This window comes from Nocardia sp. XZ_19_385, from assembly GCF_015355755.1.
Classification (GTDB): domain Bacteria; phylum Actinomycetota; class Actinomycetes; order Mycobacteriales; family Mycobacteriaceae; genus Nocardia.
Window position 1 is genome coordinate 455,761 of sequence record NZ_JACVEE010000002.1, and the last position, 26,542, is coordinate 482,302.

Below are 26,542 nucleotides of genomic sequence, written 5' to 3' on the forward strand. Positions count from 1 at the left end.
GGCGATGCGGTTGACGATCGCCCTGCTGGATTCGGGCACCTATCTGCCGGATCAAGCGACGAACGAAAGGATCCGGCGCACAGCCGAAATCATCGGAATTCGGCCGCCATCGGACACTACTTGCCGGTTGGTGCGTACCCTGATGCGATACAGCCGCTAACCCCGAAAAGGCTCGGACCGGTGCGACGCCCGGCCCGAGGGCGAAACGCTCACAGCGCAGTGAGCGTTTCGTTCCTATCGGCTGCTGCTACGGCGGCTCTTCTTGCGCGGCGGGGGCAGCAAGCCCTCGGCGCGCAGCCGGGCCGCGTGCTCGGCCAGCGCCTCGACCAGCGGGCCGACCTGCGCCGTCTCCGGCTGCACATCCACCCGCAAGCCGAATTCGATGGCCGTCTCGGCGGTCTTCGGCCCGATGCAGGCAACGATGGTGCGGGCGTGCGGCTTACCCGCGATGCCGACCAGGTTGCGCACCGTCGAGGACGAGGTGAACAGGACCGCGTCGAAACCGCCGGTCTTGATCATCTCGCGGGTCTCGGCGGGCGGCGGCGAAGCACGCACCGTGCGGTAGGCGGTGACGTCGTCGATTTCCCAGCCGCGGTCGCGCAGACCCTCGGCCAAGGTTTCGGTCGCGATGTCCGCGCGGGGCAACAGCACCCGGTTGACCGGGTCGAAAACGTCGTCGTAGGGCGGGAAGTCGGCGAGCAGCCCCTCGGAGGACTGTTCACCCGAGGGCACCAGCTCGGGGTTGATGCCGAACGAGCGCACCTTCTCCGCGGTCGCCTCACCCACACAGGCGATCTTCACACCGCTGAAAGCGCGGGCGTCCAAACCGAATTCGGCGAACTTCTCCCACACCGCGCGCACCGCGTTGGTGGAGGTGAACACCACCCACTGGTACCGGCCGTCGACCAGGCCCTTGACGGCCCGTTCCATTTGAGCCGGGCTGCGCGGCGGCTCGACCGCGATGGTCGGCACCTCCATCGGAATGGCGCCGTGCGTGACGAGCCGTTCGCTCATCTCGGCGGCCTGATCCTTGGTGCGCGGCACCAGCACGGTCCAGCCGTACAGCGCACGCGATTCCCACCACGACATCTTCGAGCGCGCGGCGACAACCTTGCCGATGGTGACGATCAGCGGGCCGACCAGCTCGGAGGCGGCGCTGTTCAGCGTGGCCAAGGTGGCCTCGATGGTGCGCTGCTGGCGGGTTGTGCCGCGCACGGTCACCGCGACCGGAGTCTGCGAGGCCATGCCGTGTTCCACCAGCGCGCTGGCGGTTTCGGCGAGATGACCGGAGGTGGCGTGCAGCACCAGCGGACCGGGGGCGGCGGCCAGCGCGGCCCAGTCGACCTCGCCGCGCACGTCGGCCTCGGTGTGCCCGGAGCCGAGCGCGATGCCGGCGTAACTGGGCACCGCGGAGGCGTTGGGCAGGCCGGGCAGCACCTCGAACACCATGTGCGAGCGGGTGACTGCGTTGACCTCGGTGATCACCGAATCGGCGGTGAGCGGATCACCGGCGACGACACGGACCACGTCGTGGCCGTTGCGGGCCTCGGCGATCAGCGTCTTGGCGACCTCGGCGGGTTCGCCGAGCGCGGGACGCACGTCCACCGGACGGGTGCCGTCCTCGTTCTCCTCGACGGCCGAACCGATCAGGGCGAGCACGCCCTTGTCGACGTCGGGGTCGGTGAAGGCCAGCGTCGCCCGCCCGAGCACCTCGCGCGCACGCACGGTCAGCAACGCCGGATCACCGGGCCCCGACCCCACGAAAAGGATCCGACCGGGTTGCTTCTTGGTTGCGCGGCTCATTGGTTGTTCTCCATTGGGCTCGGGTTGGCGAAGTCTGTGGGGGAACCGATCTCCGGTTCGGCTGTGCTGAGCAGCTCACGCGCGCCCAGCTCCAGCAATTCACGGGCGAGTGCCCGGCCGAGCTCTGCCGCATCCTGCGGCGAACCCACGGCCGAGGCCCGAATTACATCGGATCCGTCGATGGCCGCCGCGCACGCGCGTAGCGACAGTTCGTCGAAGATCCGGCCGTCGTCGTCGAGCGATTCGACGACCTCGGCGAGCGCGCCGATCGGGGCCGTGCAACCGGCCTCCAGTTCGGCGAGCAGGCTCCGCTCGGCGGTGATGGCCGCACGGGTGGCGGCATCGTCGAGCCTGGTCAGCGCCTCGACCAGGGCGGTGTCGTCGCTGCGGCATTCGACCGCGAGCGCGCCCTGGGCGGGAGCGGGCAGCATCTGCACCGGTTCCAGCGCCTCGGTCACCGCGTCGGTGCGTTCGATCCGGGCCAGGCCGGCCCGGGCGACGACCACCGCGTCGAGTTCACCTTCGGCGACCTTGCGCAGCCGGGTATCGAGGTTGCCGCGCAACGGCACGATGTTCAGGCCCAGGCCCAGCGCCCGCAGTTGCGCGGCCCGCCGCGGCGCGGAAGTTCCGACGCGGGAACCGGCGGGGAGTTCACCGAGCACCAGTCCGTCGCGGGCCACCAGGGCGTCGCGCGGATCCTCGCGGGGCGGGATGGCGGCGATGGTGAAACGCGCGTCCGGCGCGGTCGGCAGATCTTTGTAGGAGTGCACCGCGATGTCGATGTTCCCGGCGGCCAGCTCGTCGCGCAGCGCGGAGGTGAACACGCCGACGCCGATCGTGGCGACCGGGTCCGACGACAGATCGCCGGGTGTCTTCACCACGACGAGTTCGGCGTCGTGACCGGCGGCGATCAGCGCGTCCCGCACCGTGCCGGACTGGGTCAGCGCCAGCAGGCTGCCACGGGTGCCGATGCGCCAAATGCCGCGGGTTGTCACGTTGCCCTCGATTTCCTGCGCTTGGGTCATGGCTGGGCCTCCTCGTCACCGAGATGCCCCGCCGTGAAGTCGTCGGCCAGGGTCGGCTCGCCGGCCATCGCGGAGATTTCCATCGGCGCCGCAACAGCTTGTGCCGCACCGGGTTTGAGCTCGAACAGTTCACGCAAAGCTTCGGCGTAGCTGTCGCCGCCGGGCGTCGACGCGAGCTGCTTGACTCGCACCGTCGGCGCGTGCAACAGCTTGTCGACCACGCGGCGCACCGTGCGCGCGACCTCGTCGCGTTCCGGATCGGCCAGCGCGGGCAGACGCGAATCCAGCCGCAGCAGTTCGGCTTCCACCACCTCGGCCGCACGCTGACGCAGTGCCGCGACGGTCGGGGTGACCTCGGCCATGCGCTGGCCCGCCAGGTACTTGGCAAGTTCGTCGGCGACGATCGAACGCGCGGCGGCGGTGTCGTCGGCCGCCGCACCGGCGGCCGGATCACGCTGCAGCGTTTCGATATCGATGACCGTGACGCCGGGCAGGCCCGCCACCGCGTGCTCCACATCGCGGGGCAGTCCGAGGTCGCAGAACACGAGCGGACGATCCGAAGCTGCGACCCGATCGCGCTCGGACAGCGCCCGGTGCGTATCGGCCAGCGTCACCACGGCGCCGACCGCGCCGGTACAGGTGATCACCACATCGGCGGCGGCCATGGCCTCGGTCAACCGGGAAAGTTCCAGCGCGCTGGACTCGACACCGTAGGTGCCCGCGGTCGCCGCGAGCCGCTGCGCCCGGTCCATGGTGCGGTTCACCACGATGATCCGCCCGATGCCGGCACGCGAAAGATGCGCCACCGCAAGGCTTCCCATCGCGCCCGCACCGACCACGACCGCGGTGCGGCCCTCGATCGAACCCAGCACCGACCGCGCCCGATCCAGCGCCACCGACACCACCGACGCACCGGCCCGGTCGATCCCGGTCTCCGAATGCACCCGCTTGCCGACCCGCAGCGCGTGCTGCGACAGCTCGTGCAAAGTGCGGCCGACCGCCTGCTGCGCATCGGCGGTGGCATAGGCGCTGCGGATCTGGCTGAGCACCTGCTGCTCGCCGATCACCATCGAATCCAGGCCGCTGGCCACCGCGAACAGATGCTCGGCGGCGGCCTCGCTGTAGCGGACATAGGCGTGCTTGGTCAGATCCGGCAGCGGCATGCCCGAATGCTTGGTGAGCAGTTCGCCGACCTCGGCGAGACCACCGTGGAAGGCGTCGACCACCGCGTAGATCTCCACGCGGTTGCAGGTGGAGACGATCATCGCCTCGGACACATGGCTGGATTCCAGCATGCGGTCGATCAGCTTGGGCCGGTCGGCGTCGGCGATCGCCACCTTCTCCAGCACGGAGACCGGAGCACTCCGATGCGAGATACCGACGAGAAGAACACTCACGGGGTAACCACCGATCCCTTGCTGCTTGGCTCCGTTGCCTGATGCGAGGACTTCGTGTGTTCGAGGGCCCGGTGCGCGGCGGGCGGCACGCGGCGGGCGATGCGGCCCGACCCGGCGTGCGCCACGGGCAATGCCATCGGTCGCTCCGCGGGCTCCGCGCCGGCCTCGGGCTCGGCAAGGTTGCGCGTACGTTCGAAGGAGAGCATCTGCATCTCGACAGCGAGATCGACCCGGCGGACTTCCACCGTCTCCGGCGCCATCAGCACCGACGGAGAGAAGCTGAGAATGGACTGCAAACCGGCCGCGACCAGCAGGTCGCAGACGTCCTGCGCGGCGGCGTCGGGGACGGTGATCACCGCGATGGTGGGTTCGAGGTGCACGACGGCGGCGGGCAGCTCGGCCACGTCGCGGACCAGCAGCCCGGCGACCGGCAGCCCGATCACCGCGGGATCGTGGTCGAACACTCCGACCACGGCGAAGCCACGCCGCTTGAACCCGCCGTAGCCGACCAGGGCCCGGCCCAGGTTCCCGGCGCCGACGAGCACCACACGATGTCCTTCGGAGAGTCCGAGCACATCTTCGATCCTGGTGCGCAACTTGGCCACGTCATAGCCGACACCCCGTACGCCGTTGGGTCCGAGGAAGGAGAGATCCTTGCGCAACTTGGCGGAATTGACACCCGCCGCGACAGCGAGTTCCTCACTCGATACGATGAGTACTCCGTCATCGGCCAACATGGCGAGGACCCGGAGATAGGTAGCCAACCGCGCCACGGTGGCCTGCGGGATGTCCTTGATCGGGACAGCCTTGGTGGCCACCGGCTTCTGCAGAGCCCTGCCGGAGACGCCGCCTGGCGCCTCATGCTGCTCTGTCACGTATCGGCTCCTCGGTTCCGGACTTGCTCGAGGTCCGGTTTCGCTCGTCCTCTGGCCCGGGGCGGTCCGGTGCCATGGTCGAATGTCGGATTTCAGGGGGCGGTTCCGCAGCCTCGGCAAGCGGGTCGCGTGCCACCACCGTAACTGCTTGTGCAGCCCTTCACAAAGTCGGTGAAATTGGCCTCATTTTTCGGCTGCGACCAGGCAAGCGTCCAAAAACGGCAGGAACAGCTTCGGCTCAGCTAGTCAAATCGGCCCTCAGCCGGGTTTCATCCACGTCGAAATAGCTGTGTTCGCGCCCGTCGAGCAGCACTACCGGCAGCCGGTCGCCGTACTCCGCGCGCAGGCCAGGGTCGGTGGCGGCGGCCTCGTCGACATCCAGCGTCTGCGGTTCGATGCCGAATTCGCCGCAAATCCGGCGCAGCTGCTCGAGAGCCACGCCACACAGGCCACAGCCCGCTCGTGTCAGCAAAGTCACCGAATGTGTGGGATTGGTCATGACGTTCATTAAATCCCCTGCGTACCTTCCGGTCCTTGTCGCCGCCGCCAGATAGGGTGGACCTGGTTCGCGCTACGGGCGGAGGTACTGGTGCCGGAACGAGAGAAGGTCGAAAGGACCGGATTCATCGCGGGTCGCTTCGGCGAATTCCCGGTCAGATGGAATCAGGGTCGTCTCGGCCAGAGCCTGCACGATCAGCTCACCCGCATTCCGCGCAGCCCGTTCGGGCCCAGCGAGGAAGAGGTGCGCGCGAATCTGGCCGGTGAGGCCAGTGCCGACGCCGCGCTGACGCTGCACGATGCGGAGCTCGCGGCCGAGACCACCGAGCCGGAGGTGCCGCGCGATCTCACCGCCGCCGCGTTCTTCGACGTGGACAACACCATGGTGCAGGGCGCGTCCATCGTGCATTTCGCCCGTGGGCTGGCGGCCCGGAAATACTTCAAGACCTCCGATCTGGTGGATGTCGCCTGGAAACAGGTGAAATTCCGGGTCACCGGCAAGGAGAACAGCGCCGATATGCTTTCGGGGCGGGAAAAAGCGCTCGCCTTCATCGCGGGCCGCTCCACCGCCGAACTCGCCGCTCTAGGCGAGGAGATCTACGACGAGATCATCGCCGACAAGATCTGGCCGGGAACTCGCGCGCTGGCACAAATGCACCTGGATGCGGGCCAGCAGGTATGGCTGGTCACGGCGACTCCGGTCGAGCTGGCGCAGGTTATCGCCAAACGGCTCGGGCTCACCGGCGCGTTGGGCACGGTCGCCGAAAGCGTGGACGGCCAATTCACCGGCCGCCTCGTCGGCGACATCCTGCACGGCCTCGGCAAGGCACATGCGGTGCGCACCTTGGCCATTCGCGAAGGCCTGAACCTGAAGCGCTGTACCGCCTATTCCGACAGCCACAATGACGTTCCGATGCTGTCGCTGGTCGGCACCGCGGTCGCCATCAACCCCGATTCCGACCTCCGCGAAGTCGCGAAGAACCGGGGCTGGGAAATCCGTGACTTCCGCACCGGGCGCAAGGCCGCGAAGATCGGTGTCCCAACGGCTTTGGCACTCGGCGCGGCCGGCGGTGCAGTAGCCGCCGCCATCACCCGCCGCCGCGACCACTGACCGTGCAGTGAGAGGCGTTATCCCGTAAAGGGGTTCCGGCGCTTCGTCAGGAGCTTGTAGAGCGTGCCCTGGATGGTTTCGCGGACCTGGTCGGTGACCTCGAACATGGTCATCGGGTCGTCGGCGGCTTCGGCGTCGTAACCCGTGGTGGGGATCGGCTCGCCGAATTCGATGTACCACTTGGACGGCAGCGGGAGGGCGCCGAGCGGTCCCAGGTGCGGGAACAGCGGGGTGACCGGGAAATACGGGAGGCCGAGCAGGCGGGCCAGCGGCTTCAGGTCGGCGATCTTCGGGTAGATCTCCTCCGAGCCGACGATCGAGACCGGGATGATCGGAGCGCCGGTGCGGACCGCCGCGGCGACGAAACCGCCCCGGCCGAAACGCTGCAGCTTGTAGCGGTCGGAGTAGTGCTTGCCGATGCCCTTGAAGCCCTCGGGGAAGACGCCGGTCAATTCGCCCGCGCGCAGCAGCCTTTCGGCGTCCTCGCGGCAGGCCAGGGTGTGCCCGGCCTTGCGGGCCAGCACACCGAGCATCGGCAGCTCGAAGATCAGGTCGGCGGCGAGCAGGCGCAGCGCACGCTGCTTGACGTGGTGGTCGTGGATCGCCAGCTGCAGCATCAGACCGTCCAGCGGGACGGTGCCGGCGTGGTTGGCCACCAGCAGCGCGCCACCCACCTCGGGAATGTTCTCGATGCCGCTGACCTGCACCCGGAACCACAGATCCGACATCGGCCGCAGCGCGGGCAGGATCACCGATTCCAGCAGGTGCTCGTCGAAACCGAACTCGTCGACCTGGTAGTCGCCGGTGAGCCGGCGCCGCGCGAAGTCGGCGGTGCGGCTGATGCCGGTGCCGAGCGCGCCCCGCACCAGGTTCGACAGCGACTGCGGTTCCGGCGGTTCCGCCGCCGCGAGCCGTTCGGTCAGCGAAGTCACCTGGTTCGGCGCCGATTCACCCGGCTCCGGCCAGCGACGGGCCGTCGCACGCGGGCGGGCCTCGAAGTTCGAATCGTGGAGAGGGATGACTTTCGCTACGTGGTTCATGACTGTGCTCCCGTACCGGCCCCGAGCAGGCCGAGCAGTTTCTTTTCTGCGGCATCGATCCACGCGGGATCGAAGACGGGTCGCGACGCTGCGCCCCCAATGAAGTCGTCGAAGGCCTGCACAGTGGTCCAGCGCGGCACGAACTCGAGTTCCGTGCGCATCCGCGTGGTGTCCAGGCCACAACCGAAATGGAAATAGTCGAGCTGTTCACCGCTGAATTCCCGCATCACCGGGCCCATCAGCGTGCGTCCCGCGGTGCGGAACAGTGCGAACGGCAGCGGTAGCTCGAGCCGGCCCGCCCGCCGTACCGCCTGGGACAGCGCCAGCGCACCGTCACCGGCGATGTTGAAGGTGCCGCCGGGCGCCATCCGCGCGGCCTGCGCGAGCGCGGCGACCGCGTCTTCCTCGTGCAGCAGCTGCATGCGCGCGTCCCGCCCGAAAACCGTCGGCGCCAGCGGCGAACGCAAATACTGCACGCCACGTCCGGCCAGCCGCGGACCGACGATCGGCGCGAACCGCAATATCGAAGTGGAAATATCGGGGCGCCGCCGGGCCAGACCCCGCACAAATCCTTCGATTTCGATCAGGTCGCGCGCGAATCCGCCCTTCGGCGGCGTGCGCGCGCTCATTTCCTCGGTGAATTTCGCCGGGTCCTTCGGGCTGCAGCCGTACACCGCGGAGGTGGAACGCACCACCACCCGGTGCACCGAGGGCGCCTTCTGGCAGACCGCGAGCAGCTGCATCGCGCCGAGCACGTTGTGGTCCTTCATCACCGCGCGGGTGCTGCCGGACGGTGGCCGGGTCAGCATCGCGGCGTGCACCACGGTGTCCACCTCGTTGCCGTCGATCACCTTGCGGATCAAAGGATTTCGGATGTCGGCGCGGACGAGTTCGGCGCGGCCCATGCGGCGCTGCAGCTCTCGGCTGGGCGTCATGGTGTCGACCGCGAGGATGCGCTCGATCGAAGGGTCCTGCGCGAGCTTTGCCACCACATTGCCGCCGAAGAAGCGACTGGCGCCCGTCACGAGCACCACCTTGGGCGAATTGCCGTCTCGTACTTCAGATCCCACTGCGCCGGATCCCACCTACCAGGCCCCCCAGTTGAATTGTGTGCGGTTCCAGCGTAACCGCTGCCGTCCGAGACACCGAGGGTGTTTACCTGCTTATAACGATGATTTCTGTCACCGCCTACAAACATTGGCCATTCACCACAAACAACGAGCCCGTCACCACTAGGGTGACGGGCTCGTCGAACTACTTGCGCTGGCAGGGGCGCCCAGCCGGACGGGTTAGGCCCGGCAGTCGCTCACTTGCCGAGTTTGCGCCGCTGAACACGCGTACGGCGAAGCAGCTTGCGGTGCTTCTTCTTCGACATGCGCTTGCGGCGCTTCTTGATCACAGAACCCATAGGGTTTCCTCGCGTTCTCAGTAGTACTCGGCACGCACGCCAGTCACGTGCGCCTTACTTCAGTGCCCGCGCCGCCAGCAGACACCGGACACCACGAAGCGGTGCCGCCGGCAGGCGAACACGAACCGAGGGTTCATCCTACCGGGACACCTTGCTACCTATGAAACCGCCTTCTACCTGGACACCATCAGTGCGAAAAACCCACTGTCAACCGGCGTCGAAGTAGGACGTCTCCAAATAGTCGTGCACCGCTTTGGCATGCACCCGGAAGGACCGGCCCACCCGCACCGCGGGTAGTTCACCCGAGTGCACCAAGCGGTAGACCGTCATTTTCGAAACACGCATCAAGTTGGCCACCTCGGCGACCGTCAGGAACTGCGTGCCGCCACCGAGCAGGGGTTGCCCCGCACTCGATCTGCTGCCCGAAGGGCCTGACGAACCTGGTGACGAGCCTGAGCTGTTCGCAGACATCTTGTTAGACATCATTGCACCATTGACCTCCGGCACGTCCGCGCCACCGGCTTCCCCACCGGCGGAACAGACACGCACGTGCTCCTTGAAGCTTAGCGGTGCCAGTGGGATTACTGCGACGGGTGTGAGAAATCAGCGTCACACGCTGGGGGTCCGCCGGACATCAAAAAGTCGTGTGGCGTTAATTCGCGGAGCCGGGGTCCCCTGAGCCCTGTTCGGCGGAGCGGGCCTTGGCCGCATGCAGCGCCTCCAGGAAGGCCGACCGGACGCCCCCGCGCTCCAGCTCACGCAGGGCGGCGGCGGTGGTCCCGGCCGGGGAGGTGACCGCGGCGCGCAGCTCCTCGGCGCTCTGACCGGACTCGTCGAGCAGCGCGGCCGAGCCGACCATGGTCTGCACCACCAGCTGGGTGGCGACGGCGCGGGTCAGGCCGAGGCCGACACCGGCGTCCACCATGGCCTCGACGACCAGGAAGAAGTAGGCGGGCCCGGAACCCGACACCGCAGTGACCGCGTCCATCTGCGTCTCGGAGACGGTGGCGACCTTGCCGACCGAGGCCAGCACGTCGGTGACCAGCTCCAGCTGCTCAGCACGCGCGTAGCGGCCCGGAGCGAGCACGCTCATGCCCTGGCCGACCAGCATCGGCGTATTCGGCATCACCCGCACCACGGGGAAGCCCGCGGGCAGCTTGGCCTCCAGCCGCGCGGTCGGCACGCCCGCCGCCAGCGACACCAGCACCTGGTCCTTGTCGCCGCCGTTGAGATCGGCCTTGCCCAGCTGGGTCAGCACGCCATCCACGTCACCGGGCTTGACGGCGATCACCAGCAGATCCGCCCCGACCGCCGCGTCCGCCACCGAGTGCGTGACCCGCACGCCGAAGCGGCTCGCGATCAGCTCGGCCCGGTCCATGTGGGTCTCCACGACGACCAGGTCCTTGCCCGCCCGCCCGGACTCGAGCAAACCGGCGATCAACGCCTCCCCGATCCGGCCACCACCGATCACCGCAATTCTCGTCATGGGCCTAGACCCTAATCGCGGCGTGTCGTGGGACGAATCAGCGGGGAAGGGGCATCAGCGCGAGTTGGCGGCTCTGTGCGACAACGGCTCCGGTGGAGTCGAGGATCAGCTGGTCCTCGTCGAACATGCGACCGCCGACCTCGTGGCTGGAGGCGATGATGCGCAACCAGCCGGGCGCCGGCCTGCGGCGCAGGTAGGTGGTCATCTGGACGGTCGGCGCCCAGCCGAAGTGGCCCAGATTCATCGGGACCGGCGGGCTCATGTCGGCCGCCATCATGGCGAAGTACATCGCCACATCGGGGTCGGCCTGGTCGCCGTCGAACGGGCGCATCCACAGTCGCAGCCGCGGTTCACCCTGCTTGCCTTCGAGGAACCGTGCCCACTCGCGGTCGATGTAGACCTGCGCGCCCTGCCCGACGTGCACGATGCTGCCCATCGGTGAGCCGGCGTCGTAGCCGATGGCGTCGGCGGGCGGCTCGGCCGGCATGTCGGAGTGCTCGTAGGCGTAGAGCGGATCGATGTCGTCGATGTGCCCGAAGGTGAACGCGGTGCGCACGCAGGTGCGGCCGCCCTGGATCAGCTCGGCGTCGGCCAGGCAGATCTGGCGGCCGACCTTGCGGATGGACACCTGGTACTCGACCTCGCCCGGTTCCGGGGCGCCGAGGAAGTCCGAGCTCGCCGAAATGGGAGACATCTCGGTCAGCGCCGGATCGGTGCTGCGCAGGAAGGTGGTGGCCGCGGCGGCGCTGCCCGCCACCATGGTGCCGCCGTGCACCTTCTTGCCGACGGTCCAGGTCTTGTCGATGACACCCGTGTAGCGGCCGGGCGCACCGAGTTCGGTCAGGGCGCACACCTGACTGAACGGGGCGTCCAGTGCAGCGGTCAGCTCCGGCATCGTCACTCCTGTCGTCCGTCGGCCGCGGCACTTGCTGTGACGCGGCGTTTCGTACAGCGTAGAACGAGCGGAGGCGAGCGCTGTATTCCGGATCGGAATACCGCCTCAGAGGAAGTCGGCGCGCGGATGGGTAGCAGCGGCAGCCGGTGCGTGGCCGTTGAGATGGACGCGGGCGAACTCCAGCGTGCGGCGCAGCATCGCGGCGCGCTCGGCGGTGGTGCGGGCGTTCTGGGTGTTGATCTCGGCGACCGCGTGACCGGAGAACCCGGAGCGCACCAGCATGGCGCACACCTCGGCGCACGGCTGGGTGCCGTCGCCCGGGACCAGGTGCTCGTCGTGCGCGGCGCCGCGGCCGTCGGCCAGATGCAGATGGGCCAGACCCGAACCCATCCGGGTGGCCAGCGCGAGGGTGTCGGTGCCCGCGGTCGCGGTATGCGACAAGTCCAGGGTGTAGTGCCGGAAACCGGTATCGGTCGGGTCGTAGGACGGGCTGAAAGCCGTTAAGCCCCAGCCCGGTCCGCCGCGGCGCTCCAGCCGCTTGGCGGAATTCGCGCCGCGCCCGAACAAGGTGTCGGCGCGCATCGGGAACATGTTCTCCACCGCGACGATGACCGGGCTGTGCTCCTCGAGCTCGGCCACCTGCTCGGCGAAACCCTCGGCGTAGCGGCGCTGCCAGCGGAACGGCGGATGCACCACGACGCTGCTCGCCCCCAGGGCCTCGGCGGTGTGCACGCTGCGCTCCAGCTTCGCGATCGGGTCCGAACCCCAAACCCGTTGCGAGATCAGCAGACACGGCGCGTGCACCGCCAGCACCGGCACGTCGTACTTACGGACGTAGGACTGCACGATGGCCAGGCTCTGGCTGGCCGGCTCCGCCCACACCATCAATTCCACACCGTCATAACCGATTTCGGCCGCGTAGCGGAACGCCGCCTCGGTGTTCTGCGGGTACACCGAGGCCGTGGACAGGCCTACTTTGATGCCCCGCCCCGGTGGGCCGTGCTCACCCACCGACCCAGACCCGGCCCGCTCGGTCTCGCGCGCGTCGCCCTGCACTTCGCTCGCTTCTGTGTCGTCCGCCTGCCCGATGTGCCCCACAGCGACTCCCTACTCAGTTCGTACTGAGAAGAAAGGCTAGCGGTCCCAGCGTGACGAAGATGCCTACAACAACGGCGATCGCCGTGCTGAGGATGTCGTCGGTCCGGCGCAGAATCCGCACCAGCGCCACCAGCCCGAGGATGACGATCATCGCCAGCGCCAGCGCGACCCACGGGAGCATCTCCCACATCCGCTCGAATCCCTTGAACAGCAACATTCCAGCGACTGCCGCGCCGGTGCTCTGGCTGCCCAGGATGACCCACTGGCGGCGGTTCGCTTCGTGTTCGGACCGGCGTGCGGTCCGGGATCCACGGGAAGCCAGCCGGGTGGCGAGGCCGCCGGTGTGCTCCTCGTCGTCGTCGGTGTCCGGCTCGGCAGTGCGGCGGGAGAAGCGGGCCCGGCCCGCGGCCAGCCGCGCGGCGAAGCCACCGCTGTGCGTTTCCTCGTCCTCGTCGTCGTCATACGAGTCGTGCACATCGGTGTAGCCGTCGTCCGGATCGATCTCGCGCTCGGTTGTGCGCTTGGAACGGCCACGCCTTCCCCGGCTGCCGTTCTCCCGCTCGGCGTCCCTGCGCTCGGCGCGCTCGACGCCATCGCGCAGCAGATCACCGGCGACCGTGGAACCCGAGACCAGCTGCTGATCCTGGCTGGCCAGTGACCACGCGGCCGTCGAGATACCGCCGGACTCCGGGGCGTCGTCGTCCGATTTCGGTTTGCGTCTTCGCGCCGACCAAGCCGGCAGGCCGCTGTCTCGCCGCGCGGCCCGGCGCTGTTCGGGCGGCGCGGGTAGCGGAGTCAGCGGCAGGGGCGCGGAATCCTCGTCACCGGGTGACCAGCCGCCGGTATCGATCTCCTCGGCGGGCGGCGACCAAGGCCCGGTGTCGACCTCCTCCGCCTGAGCGCGGCGACGAGCGGCCCGGCCGTTGCGGGACGGACCCGGCTCCGCGCGCGGCGGTTCGGGATCGTGGCGGCCGACATCGCGCAGCGGCGGACCGACGTCGGTGGTGTCGTCGTCGGGGTCGGCGCGCCTGCGGCGGCCGGTGCGGCCGGAGCCGAGGGCTGCCGGCTCGGCGGCGGGCTCATCCGGCGGGACATACGCGTAGGGGTCCGGAGCCTGGCCGTACTGATCCGCGGCCGGTGCATAGGGAACCGGGGCCTGGCCGTATGGATCCGGGCTCTGGCCATACGGTGCTGGGGCCTGGCCGTACGGATCCGGGGCCGGGGCATACGGATCCGGGGCCTGGCCATACGGTGCCGGGGCCGGGGCATAGGGAACCGGGGCTTGGCCGTACGGGTCCGGCGTGCGGCCGTACGCATCCGGAGCGGGAGCGTAAGGGGCGGCGGCCTGGCCGTACTGATCCGGGGCCTGGCCATACGGCGCTGGGGCCTGGCCGTACTGATCCGGGGCTTGGCCGTATTGATCCGAGGAATACGGGGCGGAGTCGGCGGGGGCACTGTGCCGCGATGTCGTGGCGGGCGGCATATCCCGCCCGGGCATCACCAGGTTGGAGCGGCCGGGGGCCGGGTAGTCGGGGACCGGCGACTGGTAGTCCTGTTGATAGTCCGGGGCCTGGTACTCGGCGGACGGCGGCTGGTACGCGCTGCCCGGATCACCGAGCGGGTCGTAGCGCGTGATCGGCCCGGACATCGGCGAGTAGTTGGGCAGCTCCGGTTCGGGAACCGGCGGACTGTAGGAAACCGGTTCCGGCGCAACGGGATCGAAGTTCGGCGGTTCGTAGGCGGCGGGCGCGTAGGGCGCGGGGTCGTAAGCGGGTGCTTCGAAGGGCTCCGGTTCGTAGGGCGCTTCGTAAGCGGCCTGTTCGGGCGCCTCGGGCTCGGGATCCGGCGCCGCGTGACTACCGCGGCCACCGACGACCGGCATGTCACCACTGAGCTCGGCCACCGAGATCCCGCGGCCGCCGCGCCGGCGCCGGCCACCACCGCCGGAACCGGAACTGCCCTGGCCGTTGCGCGCCAGCAGCTCCGCGACGGATAGCTGTTTGGATTCATCGGTCATGACGACACCACTTCTGTCGAATCCGGCGCCGCGAACGGGCCGGGCAGCGCAGCGCCGCCGGCCGATGGCAGGTGCGTCGCCCTGGGTCCGCCGTTCATATCGGTATCCAGTTTGCGCAGGATGAGTCCTTCCCGCAGCGCCCACGGACAAATCTCGAGAGATTCCAGCGATAGTGCACGCATACTCGCCTCCGCGACCAATGCGCCAGCCACCAATTGCCGTGACCGATCGGAACTTACGCCTTCCAATTCTGCACGGTCCGCGGCCGTCATCCGTGAGATGAACCCAATCAGTTGGCGCAGACCTGAAGCGGTGAGTGTACGACGCACTCGCAGGCCCGCGGCAGAGGGTGCGGCTCCGGTCAGCCGCGCCAGTGATCGGAAAGTCTTGGAGGTGCCGACCGCGAGATCCGGTTTCCCCACTTCGAGCAGCTGTTTCGACGGCGCGACCAGTTCGGCGTCGAGCCAGTCGCGCAGCACCGCGACGCGACGCTTGCCCGGCGGATCCTCGTGCAGCCAGTCCCTGGTCAACCGTCCGGCGCCGAGTTGCAGCGAGAGCGACACATCGGGCGCCTCGTCGCCGCCGTTGCTCATTTCCAGGGAGCCGCCGCCGATATCGAGGTTGAGGATGCGCCCGGCGCTCCAGCCGTACCAGCGGCGGACCGCCAGGAATGTCAGGCGGGCCTCGTCGACACCGGACAGGACCTGCAGGTCGACGCCCGTCTCGGCCCGGACCCGGGCCAGCACCTCATCGGAATTCTTGGCTTCGCGCAACGCGGAGGTGGCGAACGGCATCAGCTCGACACACCCGGAAGTGTCGGCGATGCTGGCGAATTCGGCCACCGTGGAGATCAGGCGCCCAGCCCCCTGGACGGTGATCCGGCCCGCGTCGTCCATGTTCTCCGACAGGCGCAATGTCGCCTTTGTCGAGCTCATGGGCATCGGATGGCCGCCACGGTGCGCGTCCACCACCAGCAGATGGACGGTATTGGATCCCACATCGAGCACACCGAGCCGCACATGAACACGGTACTGGGTCCGTCCGCGCTCCAGCCGCGGCACGGGAACTGTTAGCGTTCGACATGTGACGGAAGGTGCATCCGCTAACGCTTCCACCCCGGCCCGACCAGCGGGGAAAATGGATCCCAGCCCGGAGGTCGATCTCGATTTCCCGCGCGAGTGGATCGAATTCGTCGACCCAGCAAACGATGAGCATCTCATCGCGGCGGACCTGACCTGGCTGCTGTCGCGGTGGACGTGCGTCTTCGGAACCCCCGCTTGTCAGGGCATCATCGGCGAGCGCCCGGATGACGGCTGCTGCTCCCACGGCGCCTTCCTGTCCGATGAGGACGACCAGCAGCGTTTGAAGTCGGCTGTGAAAATGCTCACACCTGCCGACTGGCAGCTGATGGGCGAGGCCACCAACGCGAGCGGCAAGGTGACCAAGAAGGGCTACCTCGAACTCGACGAACTCGAGGACGAGCCCGCCCTGCGCACCCGCCGCTTCGACGGCGCCTGCATCTTCCTGAACCGTCCCGGCTTCGCCGGCGGCGTCGGCTGCTCGCTGCACACCATGGCGCTGCGCCGGGGCCTGGAGCCGCACACGGTGAAACCGGACGTCTGCTGGCAGCTGCCGATCCGGCGCACCCAGGAGTGGGTGGACCGACCCGACGGCGTGCAGATCCTGCGGACCGTGATCACCGAATATGACCGGCGCGGTTGGGGATCCGGTGGTGAGGACCTGGACTGGTACTGCTCGGGATCGCCGGACGCGCATGTGGGGACTCGGCCGGTCTGGCAGTCCTACGGGCCGGAGTTGAAGGAATTGCTCGGCGAACCGGCGTATGACGAGCTGGCTCGGCACTGCAAGCGGCGCGAGGGTCTGGGGCTGGTCGCGGTTCATCCCGCGACGGTGCATGCGCAGCGGAATGCGGAGCAAGTCTGACCGAGCAGGCGCTTGGTCAGTTTTTCGAAACACGCACATTTCACACTTGGCCTGACCTACTGTGCGCACAGCCCGCTCCCCTGCGGGCAGCACAGGAGAACACCATGCATTCCATGCGTCGCTTCGGCGCCGGGCTCACCGGTTTCGCCGCGGCATCGGCGGTCGTCGTACTCGCCGCGCCCCAGGCTCACGCCGCGGTCGAGACAATCACCGTGTCCGGGTCCAATCACGCGATCAACACCACCTACAAGCTGAAGGCCACGGTCGGCGGCGCGGGCTTCGGGCTGCTGGTCTATTGGACCGATAACGGCGAGGACCTCAGCGGGCCGAAAGTGCCGTGGCCGGTTGGAGAATCGTCGATCGACTGGACCCCGAAGTCCAAGGGCCGCCACATCATCACGTGCGCACAGGGCGGCAGCACGAAATCACTGATCGTGGATGTGATCGATCCGTCGGATCCGGTCGACCCCGATCCAGGGACGCCCGGTACGCCGAATACGGGTAGCGCGGGCAAGGCACTCGGGAGCCTCTCATGAAGACACCCCGAATCACCCCGCGCCGGACCGGTGCCGGCTTGACCGCATTCGCGGCAGCGGCGGCGGTCACCGTGCTCGCGGCGCCGTCGGCATACGCGGCGCCCACCGCGGTCTCGGTCTCCGACGACAAGCTCGTGGTCGGCGAGAAATACACGATCAGCACCCAACTCGGTGGCGCGTCGGTCGGTCTGCTCGTCTACTTCAGCGACAACGGCGAGTTCATCGGCGCGCCGAAAGTGCCGTGGCCGCCGGGTCATTCGAGCATCGAGTGGAAGCCGAGCACCGCGGGGCAGCACATCCTCACCGTCGAGCAGGGCGGCCACACCCAGTCGATCGTGGTCGAGGTGAGCAAGGCGCCAACCGGCACCGGAAGTTCCGGCAGCGGCAGCAAGCGCGGCGGCACCGGCAGCTTCGGGTCCGGTAGCGCGGGCAGTAGCTAGGTCGGCATGACAGGCGGGTGATCGGTCCTCGACCGGTCACCCGCTCCGGTGTGCGTGGGTCACGGAATGTTGACCGATCACAACGGAATCCGATCTCGCTGCCGTAAACCCGTGCGGGACCGGTCAGTTGTCCAGTATTTGTCGGAATGCACACATTCCGGAGACGGCCTTATTTACCGTGTCCATGGCCCGACATCGTGGGCAGCACAGGAGAAGATCCATGCAGGTATCCAGAATTCCCTGCCGCCGAACAGGTTTCGGCCTGGTCGCGCTCGCGGCGGCGATCACCCTCGCCGCACCGTCGGCGCACGCGGACGTCACCCAGCTCTCGATCTCCGGAAAGGGCTATAAATATATCGGCAGCGAATACACCCTGACCGCGGAGGTGAACGGCGAATCCGCCGACCTCCCAGTACATTTCACGGCCAACGGCGAATTCCTGGGTGTGGGCACGCCGGGGCCGGACGGTACGGCCGTCGTCTACTGGAAACCGGTCCACGCCATCGACTACACGGTCATCGCGCAGCAGGGCGAGAGCACCTGGTCGATCGTGGTCGAAGTGCGCCGGCCGCAGTCCGAGAACTCCGGCAGCGGCGGCGGCTCCAATCGCGGCCGGCCGCCGAGCGGTAGCTCCTCCGGGAGCAGCTCAGGAAGCAGTAAATAATCTCCGTGGTCACCTGCTCGCCATGCGCGCTTCACTTGTTTGCGGTTTGATGGCTGACCATGAAGAAAGCGTTCGCACTCGCCACCCTTGCCCTCGGCACGACCCTCTCGCTGACCGGCGTCGCGCACGCGGAACCGAACGGTGATCCGGCCAAGTACGCCGATTTCACCGCGGAATTCGTGCCCGCCAACACCCCGGGCGCCATCGACGCCGTCAAACAGGGCAAGCACCTGGTCATGAGCCCGTACGGGACCAACCGCACGATCGCCTGCCGCGGCAACAACGCCGACGTGCCGATCTACGAGTGCATGCAGGAAGACGACCTGGGCTGGATCAGCCTGCGTCTCATCGAGGTTCCGGGCGTCGGCCCGACCTGGACCTACCTGCCGTAGACAGCAGAGATCCTTCGCTCCGAAACGGAGCGAAGGATCTCGTGCGTTATGCCTCGAGCTTGTATCCCAGCCCGCGGACGGTGACCAAGTGTTCCGGCTTGGCCGGATCCGCTTCGATCTTCGACCGCAGCCGCTTGACGTGCACGTCCAGCGTCTTGGTGTCGCCGACGTAATCGGCGCCCCAGACGCGGTCGATCAGCTGGCCGCGGGTCAGCACCCGGCCGGAGTTGCGCAGCAGGTATTCGAGCAGGTCGAACTCCTTGAGCGGCAAGGTGACCGGCTTCCCGTTGACCAGCACCGTGTGCCGATCCACGTCCATCCGGACCGGGCCCGCCTCCAGCACGCCGGTCTCGCTGCCGCTGTCGAGCTCGTCGCCCGCGCCGCGGCGCAGCACCGCGCGGATGCGGGCGATCAGCTCACGCGCCGAGTACGGCTTGGTGACGTAGTCGTCGGCACCCAGTTCCAGGCCGACGACCTTGTCGATCTCGCTGTCGCGGGCGGTCACCATGATGACCGGCACGCCGCTGCGGGTGCGCAGCTGCTTGCACACGTCGGTGCCGCTCATGCCGGGCAGCATCAGGTCGAGCAGCACGATATCGGCGCCGGAGCGGTCGAATTCGGCGAGCGCGGACGGCCCGTCGCCGACCACGGTCACCTCGAAGCCTTCCTTGCGCAGCAGGAATGCGAGCGGATCGGCCAGCGATTCCTCATCCTCGACGATCAGAACACTCGTCATCTGCGTGCCTCCACACCATTGGGTCTGCTCGGTCCCGTAGGACGCGGGCTGATTTCTCTCGTGCTCACCTCGGGCTCTTCGTCGCCGTCGGTTTCGAGGTGAGCGGGGATACGCAAGGTGAACGTCGAACCGGTGCCCAGCTTGCTCCACAGGGTGATCTCACCGTTGTGGTTGGCGGCCACGTGCTTGACGATAGCCAGCCCGAGCCCGGTACCGCCGGTGGCGCGCGAGCGCGCCTTGTCCGAACGGAAGAATCGTTCGAACACTCTCTCCTGGTCTTCCTTGGCGATGCCGATACCGCGGTCGGTGACCGCCATGGCGACATGCTCGCCGCGCAGCGACCGGCTCACCGAGACGTGCGAGCCGCGCGGCGAGTAGTTGATCGCGTTCTCGACCAGGTTGGACAGGGCGGTGACCAGCAGGGTCTCGTCGCCGAGCACTTCCAGCCCGCTGGGCCGGTCGGTGCTGACGGTGATGCCGGCGGCTTCCGCGGCGGTGCGCGAGCGGTCGACCGCCTGCATCACCACGGTGTCGACGTCGACCACCTCGAGTTCGGGCAGCTTCTCCGCGCCCTGCAGGCGGGACAGCGCGATCAGCTCGGTCACCATCTTGCCGAGGCGGCGGGATTCACCCAGCACGCGTTCACCGAAGTGGCGCACGGCCTCCGGATCGTCGACGGATTCCAGCAGGGCCTCGGCCAGCAGGCTCATCGCGCCGACGGGGGTTTTGAGCTCGTGACTGACGTTCGCTACGAAGTCGCGGCGGGTGGCTTCCATGCGCGCCTGCTCGGAATCGTCGTCGGCGAACAGGACCGTGAAGCTGGTCTCCTCGGGCGAGAGCGGGCGGGCCACACCGCGCACCGCGATCCGGCTGCGGCCGGGAATCGGGTGCTTGGCGGTCAGGTCGAATTCGGCGTCCTCGCTGGTAACCAGGACCTTCTCCACGGCTGCCCAGGCACGCTCGTCGAGTAGTCGATTGCGGACCAGGCCCAATTCCTCGGCGCGCGGATTCACCAGGACCACGTCGCGGTATTCGTCCACGACGGCGATACCGCTCTCCGAGGCCAGCACGATCAGGTCGAGCACCTGCGACATGGTCAGGCCGGACTCGGCTTGGCGTCGCGCGGCCTGGCGGGCATTCACGTACGGAATCAGTAGCCCGCCGACTGCCAGGCCTACGACAGCCGCGAGGACTGCCAGCAACACGGCCTGCGGAACACTCACACTTGAATCGTACGGTCGCCGACCGAGTACCCCGACCGGGGTGCATGAAGTTTCCCCCAGGTCATGGCCTCTTCCAGGCCCGTTTGCTGCCTGTTCACGCGCTGTTTCACCGGGACGTCGTGGAGCGTGTCGGAGGCGTGTCGCGGGGCTGCGCCGCGCGGATGAGAGCAGGGTCACCCCGCTCCCCCGGCGGGTCCGGCGTCACAGTTCGTCGTCGGCTCCGGCGAGCGCCGCGCTCACCGTCCGGCCGTGCTTGTCCACCCATTCGCCGAGCGCGAAGATCGGAATCAACAGGTCGCGGCCGACCTCGGTCAGTTCGTACTCCACCCGCGGCGGGGCCTCGGCGTAGCGGCGGCGCTCGACCAAGGTGAGCTGTTCCATGCGGCGCAAGGTCTGCGTCAGCATCTTCTGGCTGATTCCGCCGATGGCGGTGCGCAATTCGCCGGGACGCATCGGACCGCGGCGCAACGTGTAGGCGATCACCGGTAGCCAGGAGTTGCCGAGGATATCGACGGCGATCCGGACCGGGCAGTCGGAGATGTAATCGACCGGTGCGAATTCGACCTCTTCGGCGGTGATCGGCGCGGAGAGCACGGCTGTCATGCAACCAGCTTGCCATCGGCGTTCGGCACCTCGGGGTGCCTATCGAATTCCCTAGCGTCGGTGGCGGATTCATCCACAGTTGTCACACCCCGCTAGGAGCTGGATATGCGAATCGGAATCATCGGCGCCGGAAATATGGCACGGGCGCTGGGCGGCGGGTGGGTCGCCGCCGGGCACGACGTCGTGATCGGAGCCAGGAATCGGGCGGCGTCAGCCGAATTGGCCGCCGCGATCGGTGCGCGCGCGGGAAGTATCGGGGAGGCGGCCGAATTCGGCGAGGTCGTGCTGCTCGGGCTGCCCGTCGACGCCTTGGACGAGGTGCTGCGGTCCAGCGCCGCTGCGCTCGGCGGGCGCATCCTCATCGACTGCACGAACGCCTTCGCTCCGGACTTCGCGAACCCGCACGGACCGACCACCTTCCCGCTGTCGGAAGAAGCTGTGGCCGAGCGCATCTCGGCGACCGTGCCCGGCGCGCACGTGGTCAAGGCATTCAACCTGCTGGCTGCGGAGGTTTGGGAGGGATCGGAACGGTCGTTCGAAGGCAGGACGCTGGCCGTCCCGCTATGCGGTGACGACCCGGCAGCGCTCGACCGCGTGGCTGGTCTGGTCGAGGACCTGAAGCTGCATCCGGTCCGGGCGGGCGGCCTGTCGCGGGCCCGGTACCTCGAAGCCACCTCGAACTTCATCGTCGGGCTCTGGTTCGGCGGACACGATGTGCGCGCCATGTTCCCGCCACTGGAGTCGGCCTTCGCCGTCGAGGACCAGTCCCCCGCCGTCCCGGCATGCAGAAGCACGCCGGGACGACGAGGTTGGGTGGATACGGCCACCACAACGACATGCTCGAGCAGCCATCCACGGACTGGCAGGTCGGGTTACCAGCCCGGATTGCCCTTGACCGGCAGGTTCACATAGCTCGGTTCGTTCGGGTCGAGCAGCAGATGCTGTGGACGGAGGCCGGTTTCGAGGAGTAGCGGCATCGGCGGCAGCCCCTTCGGGAAGTTGCCCGTGTACACGTCGACGCGCAGGCGGTGACCGGGCTGGAGCACGGCGTTCACCCCGGGAATCGAGATGTCCAGTTGCGTCGGCTCACCCGGCACAGTCGGCTGCCGGCGGTCCAGTGACAAGTACGGCACCGGTTCGGTGTAATCGCCATTCGGCAGCCGGGTGCTGCGGGATTCGTCGATCTCACGCAACGAGGCGACCAACTGACCCGAGGACAGCACCGTCGAACGGCCGTCCGGCGCAACATCGTTCACCGTTGCGACCCAGTAGCCGTCGGTGGCGTCGTGCACCGTGTTCAACCGCACCGCGATCGCGCCGGATATCGAAACCTGTTCCGCGACCGGACTACTGGTGAAGGTGAGTCCGCCGAGCTCTTGGATCCGCGAGTCTTCGGCGCAGGCGACGATGATCTGCGGGATGCCGACGAGCTGCTGGGTCGCGTCACGGGAGCACAGGCCGGTGAGTCCGGGCGCCACCGAGACCCGGGCGATGTCCGGGCTCGGCTCGGCGAACAGGGAACCGTCGTGCACGCTCGTCGCGGTGCCGCTGCGAGCAGCCGACAGATACATTCGGCGATAGGTCGAAACCGGCTGCTGGAAGGCGCCTTCGGTGATCCATCGGCCGCCCTCCTGCTTCATCGTGACCGGGCCATACCTGTCGATGCCGTTGTCGATGCCCTTGAGCCACTTGTCGAACCAAGCCCGCTGCAGCACATCCATGCGCGGCGGCAGGCCCGGCCGACCGGATTCGTTGCCGTTGCTGATGTGGTACCCATCGCCCATAAACAGCTGTTTCTGCCCGGGCGGCAACGGGATTCGGTTGTAGACGTCGGTCTGGGAGTTGATGAACACGTCGTGCCAGCCGCCGGTGACGAAGGTCGGCACCTGGATCTTGGTCGCGTCGGTTTCCCAGGAACGGCGCGCCGCGCTGTTCGCGTCGAGCAGTTCGGCGACCTTCGGGTTGAGGTCGCTGATCTGCGGCGCGGTCATCACGCTGAAGAACGCGTCCATGAAGGTGAACGGATCCGCCAATCGGTCGGCGAGCCAACGCGCGTCGAAACGACCCTGCGCGAGCGCGGTCAGATCGGGCACCAGTTTGCCGCCGTTCACCGCGAGCAGCCACATCGGCATGAATGCCACGCCGAGCGCACCACCTGGAGCGACCAGATCGCGGAACGGGTTGCGGCTGGGCACAACCGGGAAGATCGCTTCGAGCGCGGGCGGGTTCTTCGCCGCGACTTGCAGCTGGTTCAGGCCCGAGTAGGAGACGCCGTTCATGCCGATGCGGCCGTTGGACCACGGCTGACGCGACGCCCAGTCGATCACCTCGACGGTGTCCTGCTGTTCCCGTTCGCGCAGGATGTCCCAAATACCTTGGGAGAAGCCGGTTCCGCGGACATCGACGACGACCTGGGTGTAACCGCTCTTGATCAGCTGGCGGTCGACGGTGAAGTTGCGGACCAGTCCGCCGCCGAGTGCCTTGGTCAGGTCGGTGATGCCGGAGAACGGGGTACCGGTGAGATCGATATCGCGCGAAAGTTGCAGCACCGCATCCGAAAGGCCCGGTATCGAGATCAGGCTGTCGCCGATCATGGAGCCCAATTTGGTGTAGGGCGTCATGTTCACGATGGTCGGCGTGGGTTCGGCGATGGGGCGGCCCGCGGCGTCGGCCGGGCGGTACACATTGCTCTTGAGCACCGTGCCGTCGCTCATCGTGATCGGGACGTCCCATTCGATGACGACATTCGGGTACGGCTGCGGGCCGTCCTCGGTGGCGGTCCAGGCGGCGCCCGCCGCTCCACCATCCGGGCCGGTCGGGATCGGCGTCGCTGATCCGTTCGGGGTCAACAGGGGACTCAGTAGTCCGGCGGCGAAAAACACCACCGCGGAACGCAATGCGGCACGCATCGTCGTCAGCGCTCGCTTTCTTAGGGAGTGGCCATTCCCTAAATTACCGGCGAGTAGGCGCGGCCGGTGGGAAAACCCGCGAACAACAAGACAATTCGTGCACCTGCACAAGGCCGCCCCCGCAGTCGGCACAACGAAAAGGCGCCTCCGCTCGAATGATTCGAACGGAGGCGCCTCGGCGTACTACCTAGCTCACCAGCCCGGCTTACCCCGCACCGGGATGTTGACGAAGCTCGGCCGGTTCGGGTCCAGCTGCACATGCTGCGGCTTCAGGCCCGTATCGACCAGCATCGGCAGCACCGGCAAACCCTTCGGGAAGTTCCCGGCAAAGACATCCACCCGCAGGCGGTGGCCCGGCTTCAGGATCGCCTCGGTGGCGGGCAGCGCGATGTCCAGCGTGGTCGCCTCGCCCGGCGCCGTCTGCTGACGGCGATCCAGCGAGGTGAACGGGCGCGGATCGGTGTAGTCACCGTTGGCCGACTTGGCGCTGGTCGCGTCGTCGATCTCGCGCATGGAAGCCATCAGCTGACCCGAGGACAGCACCGTCGACTGGCCGTCGGGTGCGACATCGTTGACCGTCACCACCCAGTAGCCGTCGGCGGCATCCTGAACGGTGTTGAGTCGCACCGCGATCGGGCCGGAGATGGCGGTTTCCTCGGCGACCGGCGCGCTGGTGAAGGTCAGGCCGTTGAGTTCGGCGACCCGGGAATCCTTCGCGCAGCCGTCGATGACCGAGAGGGCGCCCGCACTACCCTGTGCCGCGTCGTTGGAGCACAGGGTGGTGAGGCCCGGAGCGACGGTGAGTCGCTGGGTATCGGAATTCGCCGCGGCGGTGAGAGATCCGTCGTGCAGCGACTGGGCGGTACCGCTGTTCGCCGCGGACAGGTACATCCGGCGATGCGCCGACTCGACCTCGGCCTCACGGCTGGACGCGGAACCGAAACCGAAACCATTGGTGGTGATCCAGCCGCCGCCCTGCTGGCGCAGCGTCACCGGGCCGTAGGTGTCGATGCCGTTGTCGATGCCCTTGAGCCACTTGTCGAACCAGGCGCGCTGCAGGACATCCAGGCGCGGGGGCAGGCCCGGCTTACCGTACTCGTTGCCCGAGTTGATGTGATACGTGTTGCCCATCAGCAGCTGCTTCTGGCCCGGCGGCAGCGGAATCTGTTCGTAGATCTTGGATTCCGAGTAGGTGAACAGGTCGTGCCAGCCACCGGTGACGAAGGTCGGGACCTTGATCTTGGCGGGGTCGCTCCACCAATCCTTGCGGCGGCCTTCGGTATCGGTGAGCAGCGCCTTGGCGCGCGGATCCAGATTCTCGATCTTGGTGGTGGTGTAGACGTTGAGCAGCACGTCCATGAAGGTCATCGGATCTGCCGCGCGGTCGGCCAGCCACTTGGTGTCGAACTGGCCGTTCACGATCGAGGCCACATCCGGGACCCACTTCAGGCCGTTGATGGCGGTCAGCCACAGCGGGATGAAGTTGAAGCCGAAGCCGGTGCCGGGGGCCAGCACGTCTTGGACCAGGTCGCTACCGGGCACCACCGGGAAGATCGCCTTCAGCGCCGGCGGATTCTGCTGCGCCGCCTGCACCTGGTTGATGCCCGAGTAGGAGATGCCGTTCATGCCGACCTTGCCGTCGGACCACGACTGCTTGGACGCCCAGTCGATGACCTCGAGGGTGTCCTGCTGTTCGCGCTGGCGCAGCATGTCCCAGGTGCCCTGGGAGAAGCCGGTGCCGCGCACGTCGACCACGAGCCAGCTGTAGCCGCTCTTGATCATCTGCCGGTCCACGGCGAAGTTGCGGAGCTCGCCGCCGCCGAAGGCCTTGGTCAGGTCGGTGACGCCGGACAGCGGGGTGCCCGACATATCGATCTGGCGGAACAGTGCGAGCAGGGCGTCGGAGAGCCCGGGGACCGAGAGCGCGCTGTCGCCGAGGTTGGACACCAGTTTGGTGTAGGGCGTCAGGTTGACGATGGTCGGCGTCTGGGTGTCGATCGGCCGCCCCGCCGCGTCCGCGGGCCGGTACAGATTGCCCTTGAGGACGGTGCCGTCGCTCATGGTGATCGGTACATCCCACTGGATGTTGACGTTGGGGTACTGCTGGGCGCCGTCTTCGGTGGCGGTCCAGGCAGCGCCCGCGGCGCCGCCGTCAGGCCCCGTGGACGCGGGCGCGGCATGCGCCGCGGCGCCGGTGCTGAGGAAAGGAAGGAGCACAGCAGTGGCAACCGACGCCACCGTGGCCCGCAACGCGTACTTCATCGAACGTGATCCACCTCTCGGACTGATCGAACCCCGGAAGCATACCGAACCTACTCGTCGGTAAGAACATCCGGCTATCGGAAAATCTGGTGAATACCAGTTCACATACACCCAGCGACCCGCAATAGCCCCAGCGTACAGCCGCCATCCCCCACTTCAGACACAAGAATCAAGGCTTAC

The 26,542-nt window shown here is 67.7% G+C and carries 26 protein-coding genes; 7 read left to right on the top strand and 19 right to left on the bottom strand.

Annotated elements, in window-relative coordinates; all coding sequences use genetic code 11:
- Positions 1–234 precede the first annotated feature (234 nt).
- The 5 genes from IBX22_RS14675 to IBX22_RS14695 all read right to left on the bottom strand — a co-directional run bounded on the left by IBX22_RS14675 (position 235) and on the right by IBX22_RS14695 (position 5,599).
- Complete coding sequence (locus IBX22_RS14675; RefSeq protein ID WP_194816133.1) at positions 235–1,803, bottom strand: bifunctional uroporphyrinogen-III C-methyltransferase/uroporphyrinogen-III synthase; 1,569 nt, start codon at positions 1,801–1,803, stop codon at positions 235–237.
- Positions 1,800–2,828: a hydroxymethylbilane synthase gene (gene hemC / locus IBX22_RS14680; RefSeq protein ID WP_194816134.1), complete on the bottom strand. Its 1,029-nt coding sequence runs from the start codon at positions 2,826–2,828 to the stop codon at positions 1,800–1,802. The genes IBX22_RS14675 and hemC overlap by 4 nt, the downstream gene beginning before the upstream one ends.
- Positions 2,825–4,225 carry a glutamyl-tRNA reductase gene (locus tag IBX22_RS14685; protein WP_194816135.1) on the bottom strand — a complete coding sequence of 467 codons (1,401 nt, stop codon included), beginning with the start codon at positions 4,223–4,225 and terminating at the stop codon, positions 2,825–2,827. The genes hemC and IBX22_RS14685 overlap by 4 nt, the downstream gene beginning before the upstream one ends.
- The gene (locus IBX22_RS14690) at positions 4,222–5,100 is read right to left on the bottom strand and encodes a redox-sensing transcriptional repressor Rex (protein WP_194816136.1); all 879 of its coding nucleotides are present in this window, start codon (positions 5,098–5,100) and stop codon (positions 4,222–4,224) included. The genes IBX22_RS14685 and IBX22_RS14690 overlap by 4 nt, the downstream gene beginning before the upstream one ends.
- A gap of 238 nt (positions 5,101–5,338) precedes the next feature.
- Positions 5,339–5,599 carry a glutaredoxin family protein gene (locus IBX22_RS14695; protein ID WP_194817688.1) on the bottom strand — a complete coding sequence of 87 codons (261 nt, stop codon included), beginning with the start codon at positions 5,597–5,599 and terminating at the stop codon, positions 5,339–5,341.
- A 186-nt stretch (positions 5,600–5,785) separates the two neighbouring features.
- On the opposite strand from IBX22_RS14695, the gene IBX22_RS14700 reads away from it, so the two are divergent.
- On the top strand, positions 5,786–6,709 hold the full coding sequence (locus IBX22_RS14700; RefSeq protein ID WP_228539001.1) for an HAD family phosphatase: 924 nt from the start codon (positions 5,786–5,788) through the stop codon (positions 6,707–6,709).
- Between the two features lie 17 nt (positions 6,710–6,726).
- Here the strand turns inward: IBX22_RS14700 and IBX22_RS14705 are convergent, their stop codons facing one another.
- The 9 genes from IBX22_RS14705 to IBX22_RS14745 all read right to left on the bottom strand — a co-directional run bounded on the left by IBX22_RS14705 (position 6,727) and on the right by IBX22_RS14745 (position 15,672).
- A complete protein-coding gene (locus IBX22_RS14705) occupies positions 6,727–7,749 on the bottom strand; it encodes a lysophospholipid acyltransferase family protein (protein ID WP_194816137.1) in 1,023 nt (340 codons plus the stop codon).
- Positions 7,746–8,780: an NAD-dependent epimerase/dehydratase family protein gene (locus IBX22_RS14710; RefSeq protein WP_194817690.1), complete on the bottom strand. Its 1,035-nt coding sequence runs from the start codon at positions 8,778–8,780 to the stop codon at positions 7,746–7,748. The genes IBX22_RS14705 and IBX22_RS14710 overlap by 4 nt, the downstream gene beginning before the upstream one ends.
- A 275-nt stretch (positions 8,781–9,055) precedes the next feature.
- On the bottom strand, positions 9,056–9,157 hold the full coding sequence (locus IBX22_RS14715) for a 30S ribosomal protein bS22 (protein ID WP_003402602.1): 102 nt from the start codon (positions 9,155–9,157) through the stop codon (positions 9,056–9,058).
- A gap of 207 nt (positions 9,158–9,364) precedes the next feature.
- Positions 9,365–9,628: a helix-turn-helix domain-containing protein gene (locus IBX22_RS14720; protein WP_194816138.1), complete on the bottom strand. Its 264-nt coding sequence runs from the start codon at positions 9,626–9,628 to the stop codon at positions 9,365–9,367.
- Between the two features lie 181 nt (positions 9,629–9,809).
- Positions 9,810–10,643, bottom strand: a complete 834-nt coding sequence (gene proC, locus IBX22_RS14725) for a pyrroline-5-carboxylate reductase (protein ID WP_194816139.1) — start codon at positions 10,641–10,643, stop codon at positions 9,810–9,812.
- A gap of 37 nt (positions 10,644–10,680) precedes the next feature.
- Entirely contained in the window at positions 10,681–11,538 is an 858-nt protein-coding gene (locus IBX22_RS14730; RefSeq protein WP_194816140.1) for a thioesterase family protein, read from the bottom strand.
- Between the two features lie 105 nt (positions 11,539–11,643).
- Positions 11,644–12,549 (bottom strand): sugar phosphate isomerase/epimerase, encoded by a 906-nt coding sequence (locus tag IBX22_RS14735; protein ID WP_309234750.1) that lies wholly within the window; start codon positions 12,547–12,549, stop codon positions 11,644–11,646.
- Between the two features lie 100 nt (positions 12,550–12,649).
- Positions 12,650–14,653: a hypothetical protein gene (locus IBX22_RS14740; RefSeq protein ID WP_194816142.1), complete on the bottom strand. Its 2,004-nt coding sequence runs from the start codon at positions 14,651–14,653 to the stop codon at positions 12,650–12,652.
- Positions 14,650–15,672: a Ppx/GppA phosphatase family protein gene (locus tag IBX22_RS14745; protein ID WP_309234617.1), complete on the bottom strand. Its 1,023-nt coding sequence runs from the start codon at positions 15,670–15,672 to the stop codon at positions 14,650–14,652. The genes IBX22_RS14740 and IBX22_RS14745 overlap by 4 nt, the downstream gene beginning before the upstream one ends.
- A 118-nt stretch (positions 15,673–15,790) precedes the next feature.
- Here IBX22_RS14745 and IBX22_RS14750 point away from each other — a divergent pair, with 118 nt between their 5' ends.
- The 5 genes from IBX22_RS14750 (at position 15,791) to IBX22_RS14770 (ending at position 18,629) form a co-directional block, all read left to right on the top strand.
- Positions 15,791–16,597: a hypothetical protein gene (locus IBX22_RS14750; protein WP_194817691.1), complete on the top strand. Its 807-nt coding sequence runs from the start codon at positions 15,791–15,793 to the stop codon at positions 16,595–16,597.
- A gap of 104 nt (positions 16,598–16,701) precedes the next feature.
- Positions 16,702–17,133, top strand: a complete 432-nt coding sequence (locus IBX22_RS14755) for a hypothetical protein (RefSeq protein ID WP_194816143.1) — start codon at positions 16,702–16,704, stop codon at positions 17,131–17,133.
- Positions 17,130–17,573 carry a hypothetical protein gene (locus IBX22_RS14760; protein ID WP_194816144.1) on the top strand — a complete coding sequence of 148 codons (444 nt, stop codon included), beginning with the start codon at positions 17,130–17,132 and terminating at the stop codon, positions 17,571–17,573. Before IBX22_RS14755 ends, IBX22_RS14760 begins: the two co-directional genes overlap by 4 nt.
- A 220-nt stretch (positions 17,574–17,793) precedes the next feature.
- Entirely contained in the window at positions 17,794–18,237 is a 444-nt protein-coding gene (locus tag IBX22_RS14765) for a hypothetical protein (protein WP_194816145.1), read from the top strand.
- A 59-nt stretch (positions 18,238–18,296) separates the two neighbouring features.
- Positions 18,297–18,629, top strand: coding sequence for a hypothetical protein (locus IBX22_RS14770; RefSeq protein ID WP_194816146.1), 333 nt, complete (start codon positions 18,297–18,299; stop codon positions 18,627–18,629).
- 46 nt (positions 18,630–18,675) lie between these two features.
- On the opposite strand, the gene IBX22_RS14775 is transcribed toward IBX22_RS14770, so the two are convergent.
- The 3 genes from IBX22_RS14775 to IBX22_RS14785 form a co-directional block, all read right to left on the bottom strand.
- On the bottom strand, positions 18,676–19,365 hold the full coding sequence (locus IBX22_RS14775; protein ID WP_194816147.1) for a response regulator transcription factor: 690 nt from the start codon (positions 19,363–19,365) through the stop codon (positions 18,676–18,678).
- On the bottom strand, positions 19,362–20,588 hold the full coding sequence (locus tag IBX22_RS14780; protein WP_194816148.1) for an ATP-binding protein: 1,227 nt from the start codon (positions 20,586–20,588) through the stop codon (positions 19,362–19,364). Before IBX22_RS14780 ends, IBX22_RS14775 begins: the two co-directional genes overlap by 4 nt.
- Before the next feature lie 201 nt (positions 20,589–20,789).
- Entirely contained in the window at positions 20,790–21,191 is a 402-nt protein-coding gene (locus tag IBX22_RS14785) for a helix-turn-helix domain-containing protein (protein WP_194816149.1), read from the bottom strand.
- 105 nt (positions 21,192–21,296) lie between these two features.
- On the opposite strand from IBX22_RS14785, the gene IBX22_RS14790 reads away from it, so the two are divergent.
- On the top strand, positions 21,297–22,103 hold the full coding sequence (locus IBX22_RS14790) for an NADPH-dependent F420 reductase (RefSeq protein WP_194816150.1): 807 nt from the start codon (positions 21,297–21,299) through the stop codon (positions 22,101–22,103).
- Here IBX22_RS14790 and IBX22_RS14795 read toward each other — a convergent pair.
- Positions 22,064–24,100 carry a CocE/NonD family hydrolase gene (locus tag IBX22_RS14795; RefSeq protein WP_194816151.1) on the bottom strand — a complete coding sequence of 679 codons (2,037 nt, stop codon included), beginning with the start codon at positions 24,098–24,100 and terminating at the stop codon, positions 22,064–22,066. The genes IBX22_RS14790 and IBX22_RS14795 overlap by 40 nt on opposite strands.
- A gap of 192 nt (positions 24,101–24,292) precedes the next feature.
- Positions 24,293–26,362, bottom strand: a complete 2,070-nt coding sequence (locus tag IBX22_RS14800) for a CocE/NonD family hydrolase (RefSeq protein WP_194816152.1) — start codon at positions 26,360–26,362, stop codon at positions 24,293–24,295.
- Between the last annotated feature and the right edge of the window lie 180 nt (positions 26,363–26,542).